The organism is Ruegeria sp. BH6, assembly GCF_056538105.1.
The window spans coordinates 804,047-818,331 of the sequence record NZ_JBQFSR010000001.1 but is presented as its reverse complement, the minus strand read 5'-3'; the positions used below and the strand labels follow the sequence as shown (position 1 = coordinate 818,331).

The 14,285-nt window shown below is 58.2% G+C and carries 14 protein-coding genes; 4 read left to right on the top strand and 10 right to left on the bottom strand.

What is annotated here, in order from left to right; translation table 11 throughout:
• Window positions 1-16: 16 nt before the first annotated feature.
• The 4 genes from ACR0B8_RS04025 to ACR0B8_RS04010 all read right to left on the bottom strand — a co-directional run bounded on the left by ACR0B8_RS04025 (window position 17) and on the right by ACR0B8_RS04010 (window position 5,043).
• Window positions 17-2,377: a xanthine dehydrogenase family protein molybdopterin-binding subunit gene (locus ACR0B8_RS04025; RefSeq protein WP_480657680.1), complete on the bottom strand. Its 2,361-nt coding sequence runs from the start codon at window positions 2,375-2,377 to the stop codon at window positions 17-19.
• A 79-nt stretch (window positions 2,378-2,456) separates the two neighbouring features.
• Complete coding sequence (locus ACR0B8_RS04020) at window positions 2,457-2,942, bottom strand: (2Fe-2S)-binding protein (protein ID WP_170358232.1); 486 nt, start codon at window positions 2,940-2,942, stop codon at window positions 2,457-2,459.
• Window positions 2,943-3,079: 137 nt separating this feature from the next.
• The gene (locus ACR0B8_RS04015) at window positions 3,080-4,078 is read right to left on the bottom strand and encodes a molybdopterin-binding protein (protein ID WP_170358230.1); all 999 of its coding nucleotides are present in this window, start codon (window positions 4,076-4,078) and stop codon (window positions 3,080-3,082) included.
• Window positions 4,075-5,043, bottom strand: coding sequence for an XdhC family protein (locus ACR0B8_RS04010; protein ID WP_480657683.1), 969 nt, complete (start codon window positions 5,041-5,043; stop codon window positions 4,075-4,077). The genes ACR0B8_RS04015 and ACR0B8_RS04010 overlap by 4 nt, the downstream gene beginning before the upstream one ends.
• Window positions 5,044-5,277: 234 nt before the next feature.
• Here ACR0B8_RS04010 and ACR0B8_RS04005 point away from each other — a divergent pair, with 234 nt between their 5' ends.
• Complete coding sequence (locus ACR0B8_RS04005; protein WP_170348541.1) at window positions 5,278-5,778, top strand: hypothetical protein; 501 nt, start codon at window positions 5,278-5,280, stop codon at window positions 5,776-5,778.
• A 3-nt stretch (window positions 5,779-5,781) separates the two neighbouring features.
• On the opposite strand, the gene ACR0B8_RS04000 is transcribed toward ACR0B8_RS04005, so the two are convergent.
• Both ACR0B8_RS04000 and ACR0B8_RS03995 read right to left on the bottom strand, forming a co-directional pair.
• Window positions 5,782-7,038, bottom strand: a complete 1,257-nt coding sequence (locus ACR0B8_RS04000; RefSeq protein WP_480657685.1) for a vWA domain-containing protein — start codon at window positions 7,036-7,038, stop codon at window positions 5,782-5,784.
• A complete protein-coding gene (locus ACR0B8_RS03995) occupies window positions 7,038-7,946 on the bottom strand; it encodes an AAA family ATPase (protein WP_226688515.1) in 909 nt (302 codons plus the stop codon). Before ACR0B8_RS03995 ends, ACR0B8_RS04000 begins: the two co-directional genes overlap by 1 nt.
• Before the next feature lie 134 nt (window positions 7,947-8,080).
• Here ACR0B8_RS03995 and pyrC point away from each other — a divergent pair, with 134 nt between their 5' ends.
• Window positions 8,081-9,118: a dihydroorotase gene (gene pyrC / locus ACR0B8_RS03990; RefSeq protein WP_226688516.1), complete on the top strand. Its 1,038-nt coding sequence runs from the start codon at window positions 8,081-8,083 to the stop codon at window positions 9,116-9,118.
• Here the strand turns inward: pyrC and ACR0B8_RS03985 are convergent.
• Both ACR0B8_RS03985 and ACR0B8_RS03980 read right to left on the bottom strand, forming a co-directional pair.
• Window positions 9,115-10,410 (bottom strand): MmgE/PrpD family protein, encoded by a 1,296-nt coding sequence (locus ACR0B8_RS03985; RefSeq protein ID WP_170505119.1) that lies wholly within the window; start codon window positions 10,408-10,410, stop codon window positions 9,115-9,117. The genes pyrC and ACR0B8_RS03985 overlap by 4 nt on opposite strands.
• Window positions 10,411-10,447: 37 nt before the next feature.
• On the bottom strand, window positions 10,448-10,894 hold the full coding sequence (locus ACR0B8_RS03980; protein ID WP_170393848.1) for a type II toxin-antitoxin system RatA family toxin: 447 nt from the start codon (window positions 10,892-10,894) through the stop codon (window positions 10,448-10,450).
• A gap of 72 nt (window positions 10,895-10,966) precedes the next feature.
• Here ACR0B8_RS03980 and hpt point away from each other — a divergent pair, with 72 nt between their 5' ends.
• Entirely contained in the window at window positions 10,967-11,509 is a 543-nt protein-coding gene (hpt, locus tag ACR0B8_RS03975; protein ID WP_170513756.1) for a hypoxanthine phosphoribosyltransferase, read from the top strand.
• 90 nt (window positions 11,510-11,599) lie between these two features.
• Window positions 11,600-11,959 (top strand): hypothetical protein, encoded by a 360-nt coding sequence (locus ACR0B8_RS03970; RefSeq protein WP_480659779.1) that lies wholly within the window; start codon window positions 11,600-11,602, stop codon window positions 11,957-11,959.
• A gap of 4 nt (window positions 11,960-11,963) precedes the next feature.
• On the opposite strand, the gene ACR0B8_RS03965 is transcribed toward ACR0B8_RS03970, so the two are convergent.
• Window positions 11,964-13,106 carry an amidohydrolase gene (locus ACR0B8_RS03965; RefSeq protein WP_226688519.1) on the bottom strand — a complete coding sequence of 381 codons (1,143 nt, stop codon included), beginning with the start codon at window positions 13,104-13,106 and terminating at the stop codon, window positions 11,964-11,966.
• Window positions 13,103-14,053, bottom strand: coding sequence for a lipoyl synthase (lipA, locus tag ACR0B8_RS03960; protein WP_226688520.1), 951 nt, complete (start codon window positions 14,051-14,053; stop codon window positions 13,103-13,105). The genes ACR0B8_RS03965 and lipA overlap by 4 nt, the downstream gene beginning before the upstream one ends.
• Window positions 14,054-14,285 lie beyond the last annotated feature (232 nt).

Sequence of the window (14,285 nt, the reverse complement as noted above, 5' to 3'; positions counted from 1 at the left end):
TCGCACCCCAAACCACTCAGCTGTTCATCGCCGCCCAAACGCGCGATGGGCTCATTGGCATGTCGATGTGATCCACCGCCTTGCCACCCGAGTTCAGCGCATCCAGCACCGCGTTCACCACTGCGGGCGGCGAACCGATCGCGCCAGCCTCACCACAGCCTTTGACACCCAGCGGGTTGTGCGTGCAGGGCGTTTGGCTGGAGTGGTCGACCGCATAGAACGGAACATCATCGGCACGCGGCATGGCGTAATCCATGTAGGAGGCGCTCAGCAGCTGGCCGTTCTCGTCATATGCGCAATTCTCTAACAGCGCTTGGCCAATTCCCTGACCGATACCACCGTGCACTTGGCCATCCACAATCATCGGGTTGACGATGTTGCCGAAATCGTCCGCGGCAGTGAACTTTTCGATGCTGACCTGTCCAGTTTCCGGGTCGACCTCAACTTCACAGGCATAGGCCCCTGCGGGGAAAGTAAAGTTGGCCGGATCATAGAACGCGGTTTCCTCCAGTCCCGGTTCGACCTCCAGCGGGTAATTGTGCGGAACATAAGCCGTGAGGGTCACATCTCCCCAAGCAACCGATTTATCGGTTCCTGCGACACTAAACTGACCGTCCTTGAGTTCGATATCAGCCTCGGACGCTTCAAGCAGGTGCGCCGCGATCCGCTTGGCTTTATCGATTACTTTCTCGGTTGCTTTGACCATGGCCGAGCCGCAAACCGCCAACGAACGAGAACCATAAGTGCCCATGCCGAATGGAATCTTGGAGGTATCGCCATGCACGATCTCAACCATCGACTCGTCAATGCCGATCATGTCAGCCACAACCTGCGGAAAGGCGGTTTCATGCCCTTGCCCATGGCTGTGTGCACCAACCATGACACTGATCGAACCGGTCGCGTTCACCCGAACGGTCGCCGCATCATAAAGACCCGCACGAGCGCCAAGCATGCCAACGATGTTCGAAGGCGCGATACCGCAAGCCTCAATATAGCAGTTGATGCCCAAACCTCGCAGCTTGCCCTTTGCCTCGCTTTCCGCACGACGCGCGGCAAACCCTGCAAGATCGGCCGCAGTCTCAAGCTTGTCCATCGTCCCGTTGTAGTCCCCGGTGTCATAGGTTAGCGCCACCGGCGTGTCATAGGGGAACTGGGTGACAAAGTTCTGACGGCGCAGGGCAATCGGATCGACGCCCAACTCGCGCGCAGCCTTGTCCACGACACGCTCCAGTTGGAATGTCGCCTCGGGCCGCCCTGCTCCCCGGTACGCATCCACCGGCACCGTATTGGTGAACATCGCCTTCACGTTGACCTGAATAACCGGCGTCTTGTAATTGCCTGCCATCAGCGTGCCGTGCAGCCATGTTGGAACCGAGCTTGAGAACGTCGACAGATAAGCGCCCAGATTGGCAAAGGTGTTGGTGCGCAGACCGACAAAGTTATTATCTGCATCAAGCGCCAGCTCAATGGTGCTGACGTGATCGCGGCCATGGGCGTCCGACATAAAAGCCTCGGACCGGCTGGACGACCATTTGACCGCACGGTTGCAGGCCTTGGCGGCGAAGGTGCAGAACGCCTCTTCGGCATAGTGGAAAATTTTGGTGCCAAAGCCGCCGCCGACATCCGGGGCCACAACGCGCACCTTATGTTCGGGCAAGCCCAGAACAAATGCACACATCAGCAATCGGATCACATGCGGGTTTTGTGACGTTGTGTACAGCGTGTATTCATCCGTGCTGCGCTTGTATTCGGCTACGGCCACGCGCGGCTCCATCGGGTTCGCCACCAGACGGTTGTTCACAAGATCCAATGTGGTCACATGCGCCGCATTGGCGAAAACCTCATTTACCTTGGCATCATCTGCCTCACCCAACTGCCAGTCATAGCAGATGTTGTTCTTCAGATCGTCATGAACCAGCGTCGCGCCATCCTGCGCGGCGGCTTTCATATCCATGACGGCAGGCAATTCCTCGATGTCGACGTCAATCGCCTCGGCGGCATCACGTGCCTGTTCAAGACTGTCAGCGACAACCGCCACAATCGGGTCGCCCACATGGCGTACCTTGCCTTGCGCCAGTATGGGGTGCGGCGGCTCTTGCATAGGCGCGCCATGCTTGTCGGTGACTTCCCAGCCGCAGGGCATCCCCCCCACACCTTCGAAATCTTTACCGGTGAATACCTTGACCACGCCGGGCATACCCTCGGCGGCCGAGGTGTCGACGCTTTTGATCCGTCCATGCGCGATGTCGGAACGCAGAAAATGTACATAGGCCTGGCCGGCCACGTTAATATCGTCGGTATAATTGCCGTCTCCGGTCAGAAAGCGCACGTCTTCGCGGCGCTTGGAACTGGCTCCGATGCCACTGTCTTTGGGCATTGCTTGTTCTCCTCCCAATAACGGATGCTTATGCACCCTTTGTCATCCCACGGGCGTCTCGCTTACGCCCGCAGCGGCATCATTCGGCAGCGATGCTGCTGACGTCCTGGCCTGACGCGGCCATGATCGCCTTGACGATGTTGTGGTATCCGGTGCAGCGGCACAGGTTGCCTTCCAGATACTTGCGGATTTCAGCTTCGGTCGGGCGCGGATTGTCTTTCAGCAACGCCGCCGTACTCATCACCATGCCTGGCGTACAGAAACCGCATTGCAACCCGTGATGATCCTGAAAGGCCTGTTGGATAGTGTTGAGCGAACCATCGTCGTTGGCCTGCCCTTCAATCGTGCCGACATCTGCGCCGTCAGCTTCCAGCGCCAGCATGTTGCAGGATTTGACCGCCTCGCCATTCACATGGACCACACACGCGCCGCATTGTGCAGTGTCGCATCCTACATGCGTTCCGGTCAGTGACAGATGATCGCGCAGAAAACTGGACAGCAATGTCCGGCCCTCGACATCACCGCTCACGGATTTTCCGTTCACGGTCATTGAGACCTGTGTCATTCGCTCCTCCCAAAATGAAACTCCCTGGCCCGAGTTAAACACGGGAATTTTTGTTTGAGAACAAAAATATTTAGCGATTTGCCTAGGAGGTCATTTGGTTAGCCTTCATAAGTATTACGTTGACTCAGAAAGGCAAACTATCGCCGCGATGCCCGCGGTTGCGGCCGCGTCGGAATCTCTTTAAGCAACCCACCCACGCCCATTGCGGCAATGTCTGTTCCGGTCGTGTTGATCCCGCAGGCCACACGGGACAGCACCCAATCGGCCCCGTTCAACGCTGGTGACCGCGCGCATCCCGGCAACCCGATCACCGGTCGCGATCCGAGCGAGCCAAGAAATAGCAGATTGCCCGGATCGACCGGCATGCCGAACCGATCCACTTGCCCACCTGCAGCCCGCACCGCCTGAGGGGCGACATCAGCCACATCCGAGGTGGCCGACCCGGTCAGGATCATCGCTACCTGGCCTTGTATCTCAGAGACAGCTTGCGCAATCGCATCCGTCTGGTGCGGGACGATGCGGACATCGGTCATCTCCATCCCCAGTGCCTCGACCCGGCCCCGGATTGCGGCAATGCCTTTTTCATTCGAAGGCCCGCCGGGAATGTCGGTCACCACCAGCCCGGCTTTTTTGTAAACTGGTGTGGCAAGGCGGATGGCACCCTTTGCCACTTGTGAGGCTTCAAGAACATCCGCGCTTGGAACGGCATAGGATATGACTTTGATCGTCGCGACCATACCTCCTGTGCCCATCTGCTGATGTTGCGGCACGGTGGCAACTGTGATCATTGGGTTGACCTGATTGAACGCCTCAAGCGCTTCGACTTTTAGAACCACAACACCCGGCCCGTCCGCCAACAGGTTCACGCGCCCGGTGAATGGCTGGGTCACCCTTAGCGCGGCAGCTTTCGGATCGGGCGCCAGGGCATCGGCCAGCATCCCAGCGGCCTTGTCCTCATGACAATCTCCGGGCTCCAACCGGGCGACCGTGACGGCCTCATACCCAGCGGCGGCCAGTTGTTCCTGATGCTCGGGTGTCAGAACGATCCCTTTGCGCAGTTTGGCGTCCTGGACCTGCACGGAATGCGCAAGGATGGCTCCGGCAGCTTGATCGACGGGAACGGAGCCGAACTTCACGCTTTGCCTCGCAGCACGGCTGTCATTTGCGCCAAAATGGCCACGGCGATTTCCGAAGGCCCCGCAGCCCCGATATCCAACCCGATGGGGCCATGAATGCGGGCGATCTGTGCGTCGGTAAAGCCGGCCTCTTTCATCCGTACCACCCGCTTGGCATGAGTTCGGGTCGATCCCAGAGCGCCGATATAGAACACGCCCGCCTGCAAAGCTGATTCCAAGGCTGGATCGTCCAGCTTTGGGTCATGGGTCAACAGCACCACCGCCGTGCGCGCGTCCAAGCCCAGTTTGGCCACCGCCTCATCCGGCCAATCGGTCAAAATCTTCTCACCCGGAAATCGTGCGTCCGAGGCAAAGGCGTCGCGAGGATCGATGATAGCCGGGTCATACCCAGCGATCCGCGCCATCGGCACCAACGCCTGCGCAATATGGACCGCGCCAACAATGATAAGCCGCAGCGGGGGATTATGGACCGCGACGAATGTTTGGCCATCTTCCTCAAACCCCGAACGGTCCATACGCAACCGGTCTGCATAAGCGTTGCGGCGCAGGGCTCGATGACCGGTTTCGATGTTCACTTCGTATGCCACGGGGTCACGCCCGGCACGCGCCTTAACCAGCTCACGCAGCATAGGTTCGGGCAGCACGCTGCCCACCGGCTCGACCAGAACCCGGATAGTACCACCACAGGCCAGACCCACGGCAAAGGCGTCCTCGTCGCTGACGCCGAATTCCAACAGGCGCGCTTCGCCTTCGTCGATCGCCTCCAGCGCCTCGACCACAACTGCGCCTTCGACACAACCGCCCGAGACCGAGCCTTCGATCCGTCCATCCGCACCTATGACCAGTTGCGCGCCAACACGGCGCGGGGCACTGCCCCAGGTCTCCACCACTGTGGCCAGGGCTGTGGGCTGCCCTTCACTGAACCAGCGCAAGGCCGCTTCCGGGCTGTTGTCGAATCTGTCCATTAACACTCTCCGCCAGCGTTCTGACCCAACATAGGCAGGTTTCGCCATATGAAAAGGAAACCCGGTCATCAACTCTGTGCGTGAGTTCGAAGTTCGGAACCTTCGGCGCAATTTAGCCCGGATACCCGCCATAACCGCAAGGGATTGATTGTCACGGAGCCTGATTCTAGCTTACACGCGCGACTAGTGCATTCTAGTATGCGCATATTTTATTTTCGCAAGGGAGACAGAGACTTGAAACGCATTTTTACACTCGGAACAGCAATCGCCCTGTTGGCTTCAACCGCCGTAAGCGCGGACACATTCCTGCGTTATGGCGAAGTTGAAGGGTGGAAGGTCTTCATCGACCAAGAAAAGAAATCCTGCTTGATCGAGGCCGTAGATAGCGCTGAAAACGTGGTGCAGATGGGGCTGACCGAAGATCGTGGCGTAGGCTATGTGGGCGTATTCACCAAAGCCAAGACCGACATCAAGCGTGGCGAAAAAGAAGCTGTGGCGATTCTGCTGGGCGACAACGTTTATGTCGGCGAAGCCACCGGCATGAAGGGTAACATTACCAAGGGCTATTCTGGCGGCTATGTTCTGTCAGATGATCCCCAATTCGCTGAGGATATTGCAAAACAAAAGGTCATGGTCGTGTTCCCGGAAAAGGAATTCGCCTTCACCGTTGATTTGACCGGCACCTACAAGGCCATGGAAATGGCGCGTAAGTGCAACGAAGAACAGCTGGGCTAAGGGTCAGCCGGAAAGCGCGGTCATCAGCCGCGCTTTCTCACCCATATCATCAGGCTTTGAGATTGCGGCGGCTAGGTCTTCCAGTGACGCAATTGAATGACCGGCACGGAAACTGTCCACATGCGGCAGCATGGCCACCACGCCCTGCGCCTTGGGCATGAACCCATCCCAACGCAACAGCGGATTTAGCCAGATCAGGCGGCGAGACGACAGATGTAGCCGCTCCACCTCTCGACCCAAGGCATCGGGGTCACCGCGATCCAGCCCGTCCGAGATCAGCAAAACCACCGCCCCCTGCCCCATAACCCTGCGCGACCAATCGCGGTTGAACGCGTGCAGGCATTCTCCGATCCGGGTTCCGCCCTCCCAGTCTTGCGCTTCGGCACCAGCCGCAGCAAGTGCTGCATCCACATCGCGTTGTTGCAAATGACGGGTGATGTTGGTCAGGCGTGTGCCAAAGGTAAAGGCATGCACCTTGGCCCATCCCGCCCCCTTGGTGTTCGAAACAGAGTGCAGGAAGTGCAAGATAAGCCGGCTGTATTGGCTCATCGATCCCGAAATATCACACAGCACCACAAGGTTGGGCCAACGCGGCTTGGGCTTTAGGCGGGCGATATCGCGCAGTTCTCCGCCTTGACGCATGGCCGCTCGTAAGGTCCGCGCACAGTCAATCCGGTGCCCCAGATGGCTGGCTTGCCCACGGCGAGATTCGATCGGCTTTACGGGCAAAGCCAATCGCGCCAGCATGCGTTTGGCCTGCGCGATCTCGGCAGTACTCATCTGTTCGAAATCCAGGCTGCGCAACAATTCCTCGGTCGACGCGGTTTTTGAGGCGTCGATCTCCAGCTCTGTATCGCCCTCGTCCTCATCAACGTCTGGCGGGTCACGTTCGACTCCGTCCAACAACGCCTCAGCCGCACGCTTTTCGGCGGCGTCGGCCTTGCGTTCCTCTTGCACGCCACGGATCGCGGGCAACATCAAGGACATCATATGTTCAAGATACCGCGGGTCGCGCCAATACAGGCGAAAGACCTGCGCAAACACCGTGCGATGTTCGGGGCGGTTCACGAAACAAGCGTGCAAGGTCCAGTAGAAATCCTGTTTCTCTGTAAATCCTGCTGCCTGAACGGCACGTATGGCATCAACCACCCGACCTGTCCCGATGGGCAAACCGGCCTTGCGCAAGGCTCGCGCAAAATGAGTGATGTTTTGCGCCAGCTTTGGATTGTCGGGGATATCAAGCGGTAGTTGTTCGGCCATCAGGCCAATTCCAGATCAGCTTTCGCCTGATCCAAAATCCGCTTAGCCTCGGACCCCTGCAGCTTTTGAATGTCGTCTTGGTATTTCAGGATCGCGCCCAACGTGTCGCCGATCACTTCGGGGCTTAGGTTGATCACGTCCAGCGCCAGCAAGCATTTGGCCCAGTCTACCGTCTCGGCCACGCCGGGTTTCTTGAACAGATCCTCGGTGCGCAGACGTTGGACAAAAGCAACGACCTCACGGCTGAGCGCCTCGGTCGCTTCAGGGGCTCTGGTGTGAAGGATTTCGATCTCACGGTCGAAATCGGGATAGTCGACCCAGTGATATAAGCAACGCCGTTTCAGCGCGTCATGCACTTCGCGCGTGCGGTTTGAGGTCACGATCACGATCGGTGGCTGGGGCGCTTTAACAGTACCCAGTTCGGGAATGGTGACCTGAAAATCGCTGAGCGCTTCAAGCAAAAAGGCCTCAAAGGGTTCGTCGGTTCGGTCCAACTCGTCAATCAGCAGGACCGGCGCACCATTTTCATCCGGGCGCATGGCCTGCAGCAATGGGCGCTCGACAAGGTACTCATCCGAGAACAACTCAGACTGCAAGGTCCCGCGGTCTGCCCCGCCCGCCGCCTCGGCCGTGCGGATCGCCACCATCTGTGCCGGGAAATTCCATTCATATACGGCCGAGGACGCATCCAACCCCTCGTAACACTGCAACCGGATCAGGCGTCGGTTCAGCCCAGCGGCCATTGCCTTTGCGATTTCGGTTTTTCCGACCCCGGCCTCACCTTCCAGAAACAACGGCCGGCCCAATTTTAGCGACAGAAACACAACCGTAGCCAAGGCCCGCCCGCAGACATAGCCCTGCGCGCCCAGCATTTTTTGAACGGCGTCGATGGAATCCGGCTGTGTCATGTCAATCTTCTCCTTCGCCTCAACTGGTCATGGCTGTGTTCAAGCGTCAAGGCCATAACCTTTCCAGACATACGGTGATCTGAGTCGTTGACAAGGTCTTTTCCGGCGGCGGGCTCTGTGCTAGCCGGTGCGCCATGACCGATAGCATCACGATCCGCCGCCCCGACGACTGGCATCTGCACTTGCGCGACGGCGCTATGCTGCAGGCCGTCTTGCCCGAAACCGCGCGACATTTTGCCCGTGCCATCATCATGCCGAACTTGGTGCCGCCTGTCGTGCGCGGCGATCAGGCCGCCGCTTATCGCGACCGTATCCTGGCTGCCCTGCCCGATGGCATGAGCTTTGAGCCGCTGATGACGCTGTATCTGACCGAAGACACCGATGCCGACGATGTCGCCGCCGCGCATGCCAGCGGGTTGGTCAAAGCGGTCAAACTGTATCCGGCGGGCGCCACGACCAACTCAGCCTCGGGCGTGCAGGATTTCGACAATGTCCGCTCGGTGTTGGAAAAGATGGCCGAGATCGGACTGCCCTTGTGCGTCCATGGCGAGGTCACCGACCCTGAGGTCGACATCTTCGACCGTGAGGCCGTGTTCATCGACCGTATTCTGGATCCGATCCGCAAGGCGACACCCGGACTGCGCGTGGTGATGGAACACATCACCACCAAAGACGGTGTGGACTATGTGAAATCGAACAACGCTGATCTGGGCGCGACCATCACGGCGCACCACCTGATCATCAACCGCAACCACATTCTGGTCGGTGGGATCAAACCGCACTATTACTGCTTGCCTGTCGCCAAGCGAGAGGAACACCGACTGGCGCTGCTGGCCGCTGCAACCTCGGGCGATGCGCGGTATTTCCTGGGCACCGACAGCGCGCCGCATACGGATGCCAATAAGGAAATGGCCTGCGGTTGTGCCGGCTGTTTCACCGCGACAAACACAATATCGCTGGTGGCCGAGATGTTCGAATCCCAAGGTGCGCTGGACAAGCTGGAAGGCTTCGTCTCGCTCAACGGGCCTGCGTTCTACCGCCTACCGGTGAACGAAGACACCATTACCCTGACCAAAGGCGCCCCCGTGGAATACCCGAACAAAATCGAGACCGAGGACGGCCCCGTGACGGTGTTTGAGCCGGGCTTCGCTTTGCACTGGCGCGTGGTTTAACCCGCCAGCATCCGTGCCAAATCGCGGGCGCGACCGCCGGTGCGCAGCATCGACCAGATCGCGTCCGCCTCTTCGCCACCGATCAGCTTGCCTGCCTTACCGCGCACGCGGTCTTCGCGATCAGACAGGGTCATCGGTGCCATCAGGTCATGCGTTACCTCAAGCTGCGCACCGTCACGGCGCAGCAGGGTCAGATGCGCCTGCGTTTCTGTCAGGGTCTCATCCGCCTCAACCGCGATCCTGTCGCGTAAAGATATCAGTCGCGGGTCAGCACAGACCTTTTCCGAATAGCTCCCCGGCAAGGCCGTATCATGGCCAAGCGCCTGCATGGCGATCACGGTGCGATATGAAAACTTCGCCCCCAGCCCGGTCGTCGGAGACATCTGGTTACAAACGCTCATCCAGCGCGGGTGGGTCTTGATCTTGATCTCGGCCACTTCGGGTTCGGCGATGTCCAGATCACGCGCGGCCTCAAGCGCGGCGTGTAGGCCGTGGCAACAGGCGTGGAACTTATGGCTGACTGTTTCGAACAGCCATTCATCACCCAACCCATCTAAAGCGGTTTGCGCATCCGCCTGGCCGCTATGGGTCGCACCAAACCCATACTGACCTTCCAAAGCGTTCATGTTCGGCGTGAAGCCTTTAGCGATCAGCAACGCTGCCTCGACCCCGGCCGAGGCCGCAAGCCCAGCATTATAGGGTTTGCCCATTGTTCCGAATTGCGTCTTGAGGCCAGCCGCGCGGGTGGCCGTCAACCCAAGCGTTTTTTGCATCTGATCCGCGTCGAAGCCGAGGATACGCCCTGCCGCAACGGCCGCACCGAACGCGCCTGCCGTAGCGGTTTGGTGAAACCCCGCCTGATAGTGATCCCGTCCAAGCCACAGCCCTACACGGATCGAAACCTCCATCCCCACCAGCGCGGCCTCAAGGAAATCGACCAGGATGCGGTCATCCCATTCGCTCAGCGCCAGCGCGGCGGGCAGAATCGCAACAGAAGGGTGACCGATATGGGCAAAGTGCGTGTCATCGTAATCCAATGCATGCGACACGGTGCCATTGACCAATGCCGCCCCACGCAACGGCGCCGACCTACCGCCAAAAAGATGCGCCTGCGCGGCGCCCTCTTCGCCTAACACAAGGTCACGCACCGTCTTAGAGACAGGCTCATCAACCCCAGCCCGACCTACAGCAATCCAGTCTAATACAGACAAAGACGTGACGACTCGCGTTTGCATTGTCGTCTCGACGGGTCCGGCAGCAAACCCTGCAAGTGATGTGGAAAAATCGCTCATGGGCGCAGTCTAGCGTGCGCCGTATGCGGGTAAAGACCTAGCCGTACAAATCCGCAGCACGGGTTTCGAACGCCTGCACGATCCGGTGCATGGCCTCGTTGAACACAACACCGATGATACCTTGCAGGATGGCGTTCTTGAATTCAAAATCCACATGGAAGGACACATTGCAGCCCCCCTGGGGCGCGTCTTCGAACTGCCAATCGGATTTCATGTATTTGAACGGGCCGTCCAGATATTCCGTGTCGATCTTCATCTGATCAGGAAACAGCGTCACCCGGCTGCCAAACCTTTCACGGAAAACTTTGAACGAGATGATCAGGTCCGCCTCCATCACCTGCGCCTCGCCCGCGGCATAGGTCCGGCGAATACGGGCCGCGGCACACCAGGGTAGAAATTCGGGATACTTCGCCACGTCCGCGATCAGGTCGTACATCTGCTGCGCCGTATACGGCAGGTGGCGGGTTTCCGAATGAGTAGGCATGGCGTCCAGTATTAACAGGTGACAATGGCGCGTGATTTCGTATGTTGCGCGCCAAAGATCAAGGGGGCAGCGATGAGCGACCGTGCATATGTGATAGATGAGATGATCTCGGCGAAGGCCATCGCCGCCCGGATCGAGGAGTTGTGTCGCGAAATCAGCTCTGAATACAAAGACACCGACAAGCTAGTCGTGGTCGGCCTGTTGCGCGGCAGTTTCGTCTTTATCGCCGACCTAGTGCGCGAGCTGGACCTGCCGATCGAGGTGGATTTCCTTGAAGCGTCATCCTATGGCGATTCAATGGAGAGCAGTCGAGAAGTTCGCATTCTGAAGGACTTGCGCGGCGCTATCGAAGGGCGCGACGTTCTGGTCGTCGAGGATATCGTCGATACCGGTCACACACTGAACCACGTCACCCATTTGCTGCAAAGCCGTAAACCCGCGCGACTGAGATCTATCGCTCTGCTAGACAAACCCAGCAGGCGCGAGGTCGATTTCCGATCCGACTGGATCGGGTTCGAGATTCCGGATGAATTTGTTGTGGGTTATGGAATCGACTATGCGCAGCGCAACCGAAACCTGCCATTCATCGGCAAGGTGCGCTTTACCGAGGATTGAGTTCACTCAACAAATTCTCAATTCGGAATATTAATGGACATTTGGGTGGACTGCGGATTAACCTCGCAAAATTATGGGAGGTTTTCGCACATGAAATTATTGCCAGTAGGTATTCTTGCCGCCAGCGCCGTAGTCCTGTTTTCAGGGTTTGCCGATGCCAAAGACAACAAAGGCAAGGGTAAAGGGGCGGACAAAGCCAAAATCGAAAAGCCGATTAAGTCCAACAACGGGGTCGCTGTTCCACCGGGACAGATCAAGCGGTACACGCGCGGCCAGAAACTGCCTGACGATTTGGATTTCGACTACCTTGATGATTTGAACGGCTGGAAGCTCAAACCTCTGCCCAAAGGGCAACGTTATATTCGTGTCGATGATGAAATTCTCTCGATCTCGAATGATACGCAAACCGTCATCGAAGCGGTTGGAATTGTCAGCGACCTTGTAAACTGAGCGTTCACCTCAGCAGGGATTGGATTGTCGCCACGAACACTGAGACCCCCACCGGTGTGAGTTCATCCGGGAAATCGTAATCCGGGTTATGTAGTTGCGGGTGCTTCTCACCCGACCCCAGCCAGAACATCGCCGCTTTAGCGTCTTTGCCAAACTGTCCGAAATCTTCCGAGAACTTTTGCGGGTAAGGTGTCACTTCACAGTTCACTCCTGCGCGCGCGCAAGACCCGCTTAGGATATCGACGGCGTCAGGTGCGTTCACACAGGCTTCGAACACATCTTCATAGGTGATCTCATATCCCAACCCTTGATCCGAAGCCGCCTGCGCAACCAGCGCTTCGGCCTCATCGATCAGGCTTTGCATCCGCGCATCAGCGACGGTGCGCAATGTAACCCACAGCTCAGCCCGGCCCGGCGCCACACCAAAGGTCGGTTCACCAAGATTAACATGCGTCACGGTCGTCAGCGCGAAATCGGCGTCCAGCGAACCGCCTCTTCCCAGCCGTGCCATTTGCGGCATCAACGCGGCCAGCGTCCCAGCCGGAGAAACGCCATCCTGCGGCGCCGCCGCATGCGAGGTCTTGCCCGACAGAACAACCTTCATTCCGCGAGACGCGCAGTTCGCTGGTCCTTCGCACAACTGCACATCACCCAATGGTAGCCCCGGCAGATTGTGCAGGGAAAACACATAATCCGGCGCTACCTCGGGAAACTTGGGATCGGTCCGATAGGCAATGGCCCCCTGCCCGGTTTCCTCTGCGGGTTGGAAGATCAAAACCACCCGGCCTAGCTGAGGACGATTCTGGTTCAGATGGTCTGCGACACCCAGAACCATCACCATATGCCCGTCATGCCCACACAGATGTCCTTTGCCTGGAATGCGCGAGGCATAGGCTGCGCCGGACAGCTCTTGAATGGGCAAACCATCAAGCTCGCATCGAATGGCAACTGTCGGCCCGGCCTGCCCGCTGTCGAACACGCCCGCCACGCCGTGCCCGCCGATTCCAGTCAAAACCTGATCTGCGCCACGGGCACGCAATTCGTCCGCGATCCGAGCCGCCGTCAGCTCTTCTTGGCCCGAAAGTTCCGGGGATTGGTGCAGTTCGTGACGCAGGCGGGTAAGCTGCGCGCGTGTGTCAGGTGTCACCCTTGCTCCAGCTTCTTCTGGCGTGCATCGCGCAGGCGGGCAAAATCGTCGCCCGCGTGGTAGGACGACCGGGTCAGAGGCGTTGCCGACACCATCAGGAAGCCTTTGCCAAAGGCCGCTTTCTCATAAGATGCGAACTCTTCAGGCGTGACAAAACGGTCGACGCCATGGTGTTTCGGCGTGGGCTGCAGGTATTGGCCGATGGTCAGAAAATCGATGTCAGCGGCGCGCATGTCATCCATGACTTGCCGGACCTGCTGTTCGTCTTCGCCCAGACCAACCATGATGCCCGATTTGGTGAAAATCGACGGGTCCAATTCCTTGACCCGCTGCAACAGGCGCAGCGAATGGAAATAGCGCGCACCGGGGCGTACTTCGGGATACAGACCCGGAACGGTTTCGAGGTTGTGGTTAAACACGTCCGGCTTGGCTTCGACCACAATTTCCAGAACCGAGGGGTCACATTTCAGAAAATCAGGCGTCAGAATTTCGATCGTTGTCTTGGGCGAACGGTGCCGTACGGCGCGAATGGTCTGCGCGAAATGTTCCGCCCCACCGTCGGTCAGGTCATCACGGTCTACGGATGTAATAACGACATGGTTCAGCCCCAATTTCTGCACGGCGTGTGCCACGCGTCCGGGCTCAAACGCGTCCAGATCATCTGGGCGGCCGGTGGCAATGTTGCAGAATGTACAGCCGCGGGTACAGATCTCACCCATGATCATCATGGTAGCGTGGCCCTGGCTCCAGCATTCGCCCACATTCGGACACCCGGCCTCTTCGCAGACCGTAACCAGATTGTTCTCGCGCATGATTTTGTGAGTTTCGGCATAGCCCTTACCACCGGGTGCCTTTACGCGAATCCACTTCGGCTTTTTCGGTTGCGCATTGTCCTGACGATGCGCCTTTTCGGGATGACGTTGTTCGGGGATCTTCAGATCACGCACGGTTTGCTTTCCTGACTTTGGGTCATTTTGCTTCGACATAATATAAACTGCAGCGGTTAGCTACGCCACCCATGCATAGCTGCCATAACAGCGCACTATGCAATTGCAGAAGAGCACCCAGCAAATCCCGACAAAGTTTCATTGAAAACAGCACGCTTTGAGGACTTCACAAGAATTCGCGTTCGCAGCAACAATCACGTTGAAGCCAATTTAGAACTGTTTTAAATCTTCG

Bases quoted from the DNA above. Each gene is read 5' to 3' on its own strand.
- ACR0B8_RS04025 (WP_480657680.1), bottom strand. From the start codon at position 2,377: ATGCCCAAAGACAGTGGCATCGGAGCCAGTTCCAAGCGCCGCGAAGAC.
- ACR0B8_RS04020 (WP_170358232.1), bottom strand. From the start codon at position 2,942: ATGACACAGGTCTCAATGACCGTGAACGGAAAATCCGTGAGCGGTGAT.
- ACR0B8_RS04010 (WP_480657683.1), bottom strand. From the start codon at position 5,043: ATGGACAGATTCGACAACAGCCCGGAAGCGGCCTTGCGCTGGTTCAGT.
- ACR0B8_RS04000 (WP_480657685.1), bottom strand. From the start codon at position 7,038: ATGGCCGAACAACTACCGCTTGATATCCCCGACAATCCAAAGCTGGCG.
- ACR0B8_RS03995 (WP_226688515.1), bottom strand. From the start codon at position 7,946: ATGACACAGCCGGATTCCATCGACGCCGTTCAAAAAATGCTGGGCGCG.
- pyrC (WP_226688516.1), top strand. From the start codon at position 8,081: ATGACCGATAGCATCACGATCCGCCGCCCCGACGACTGGCATCTGCAC.
- ACR0B8_RS03985 (WP_170505119.1), bottom strand. From the start codon at position 10,410: ATGAGCGATTTTTCCACATCACTTGCAGGGTTTGCTGCCGGACCCGTC.
- ACR0B8_RS03980 (WP_170393848.1), bottom strand. From the start codon at position 10,894: ATGCCTACTCATTCGGAAACCCGCCACCTGCCGTATACGGCGCAGCAG.
- hpt (WP_170513756.1), top strand. From the start codon at position 10,967: ATGAGCGACCGTGCATATGTGATAGATGAGATGATCTCGGCGAAGGCC.
- ACR0B8_RS03970 (WP_480659779.1), top strand. From the start codon at position 11,600: ATGAAATTATTGCCAGTAGGTATTCTTGCCGCCAGCGCCGTAGTCCTG.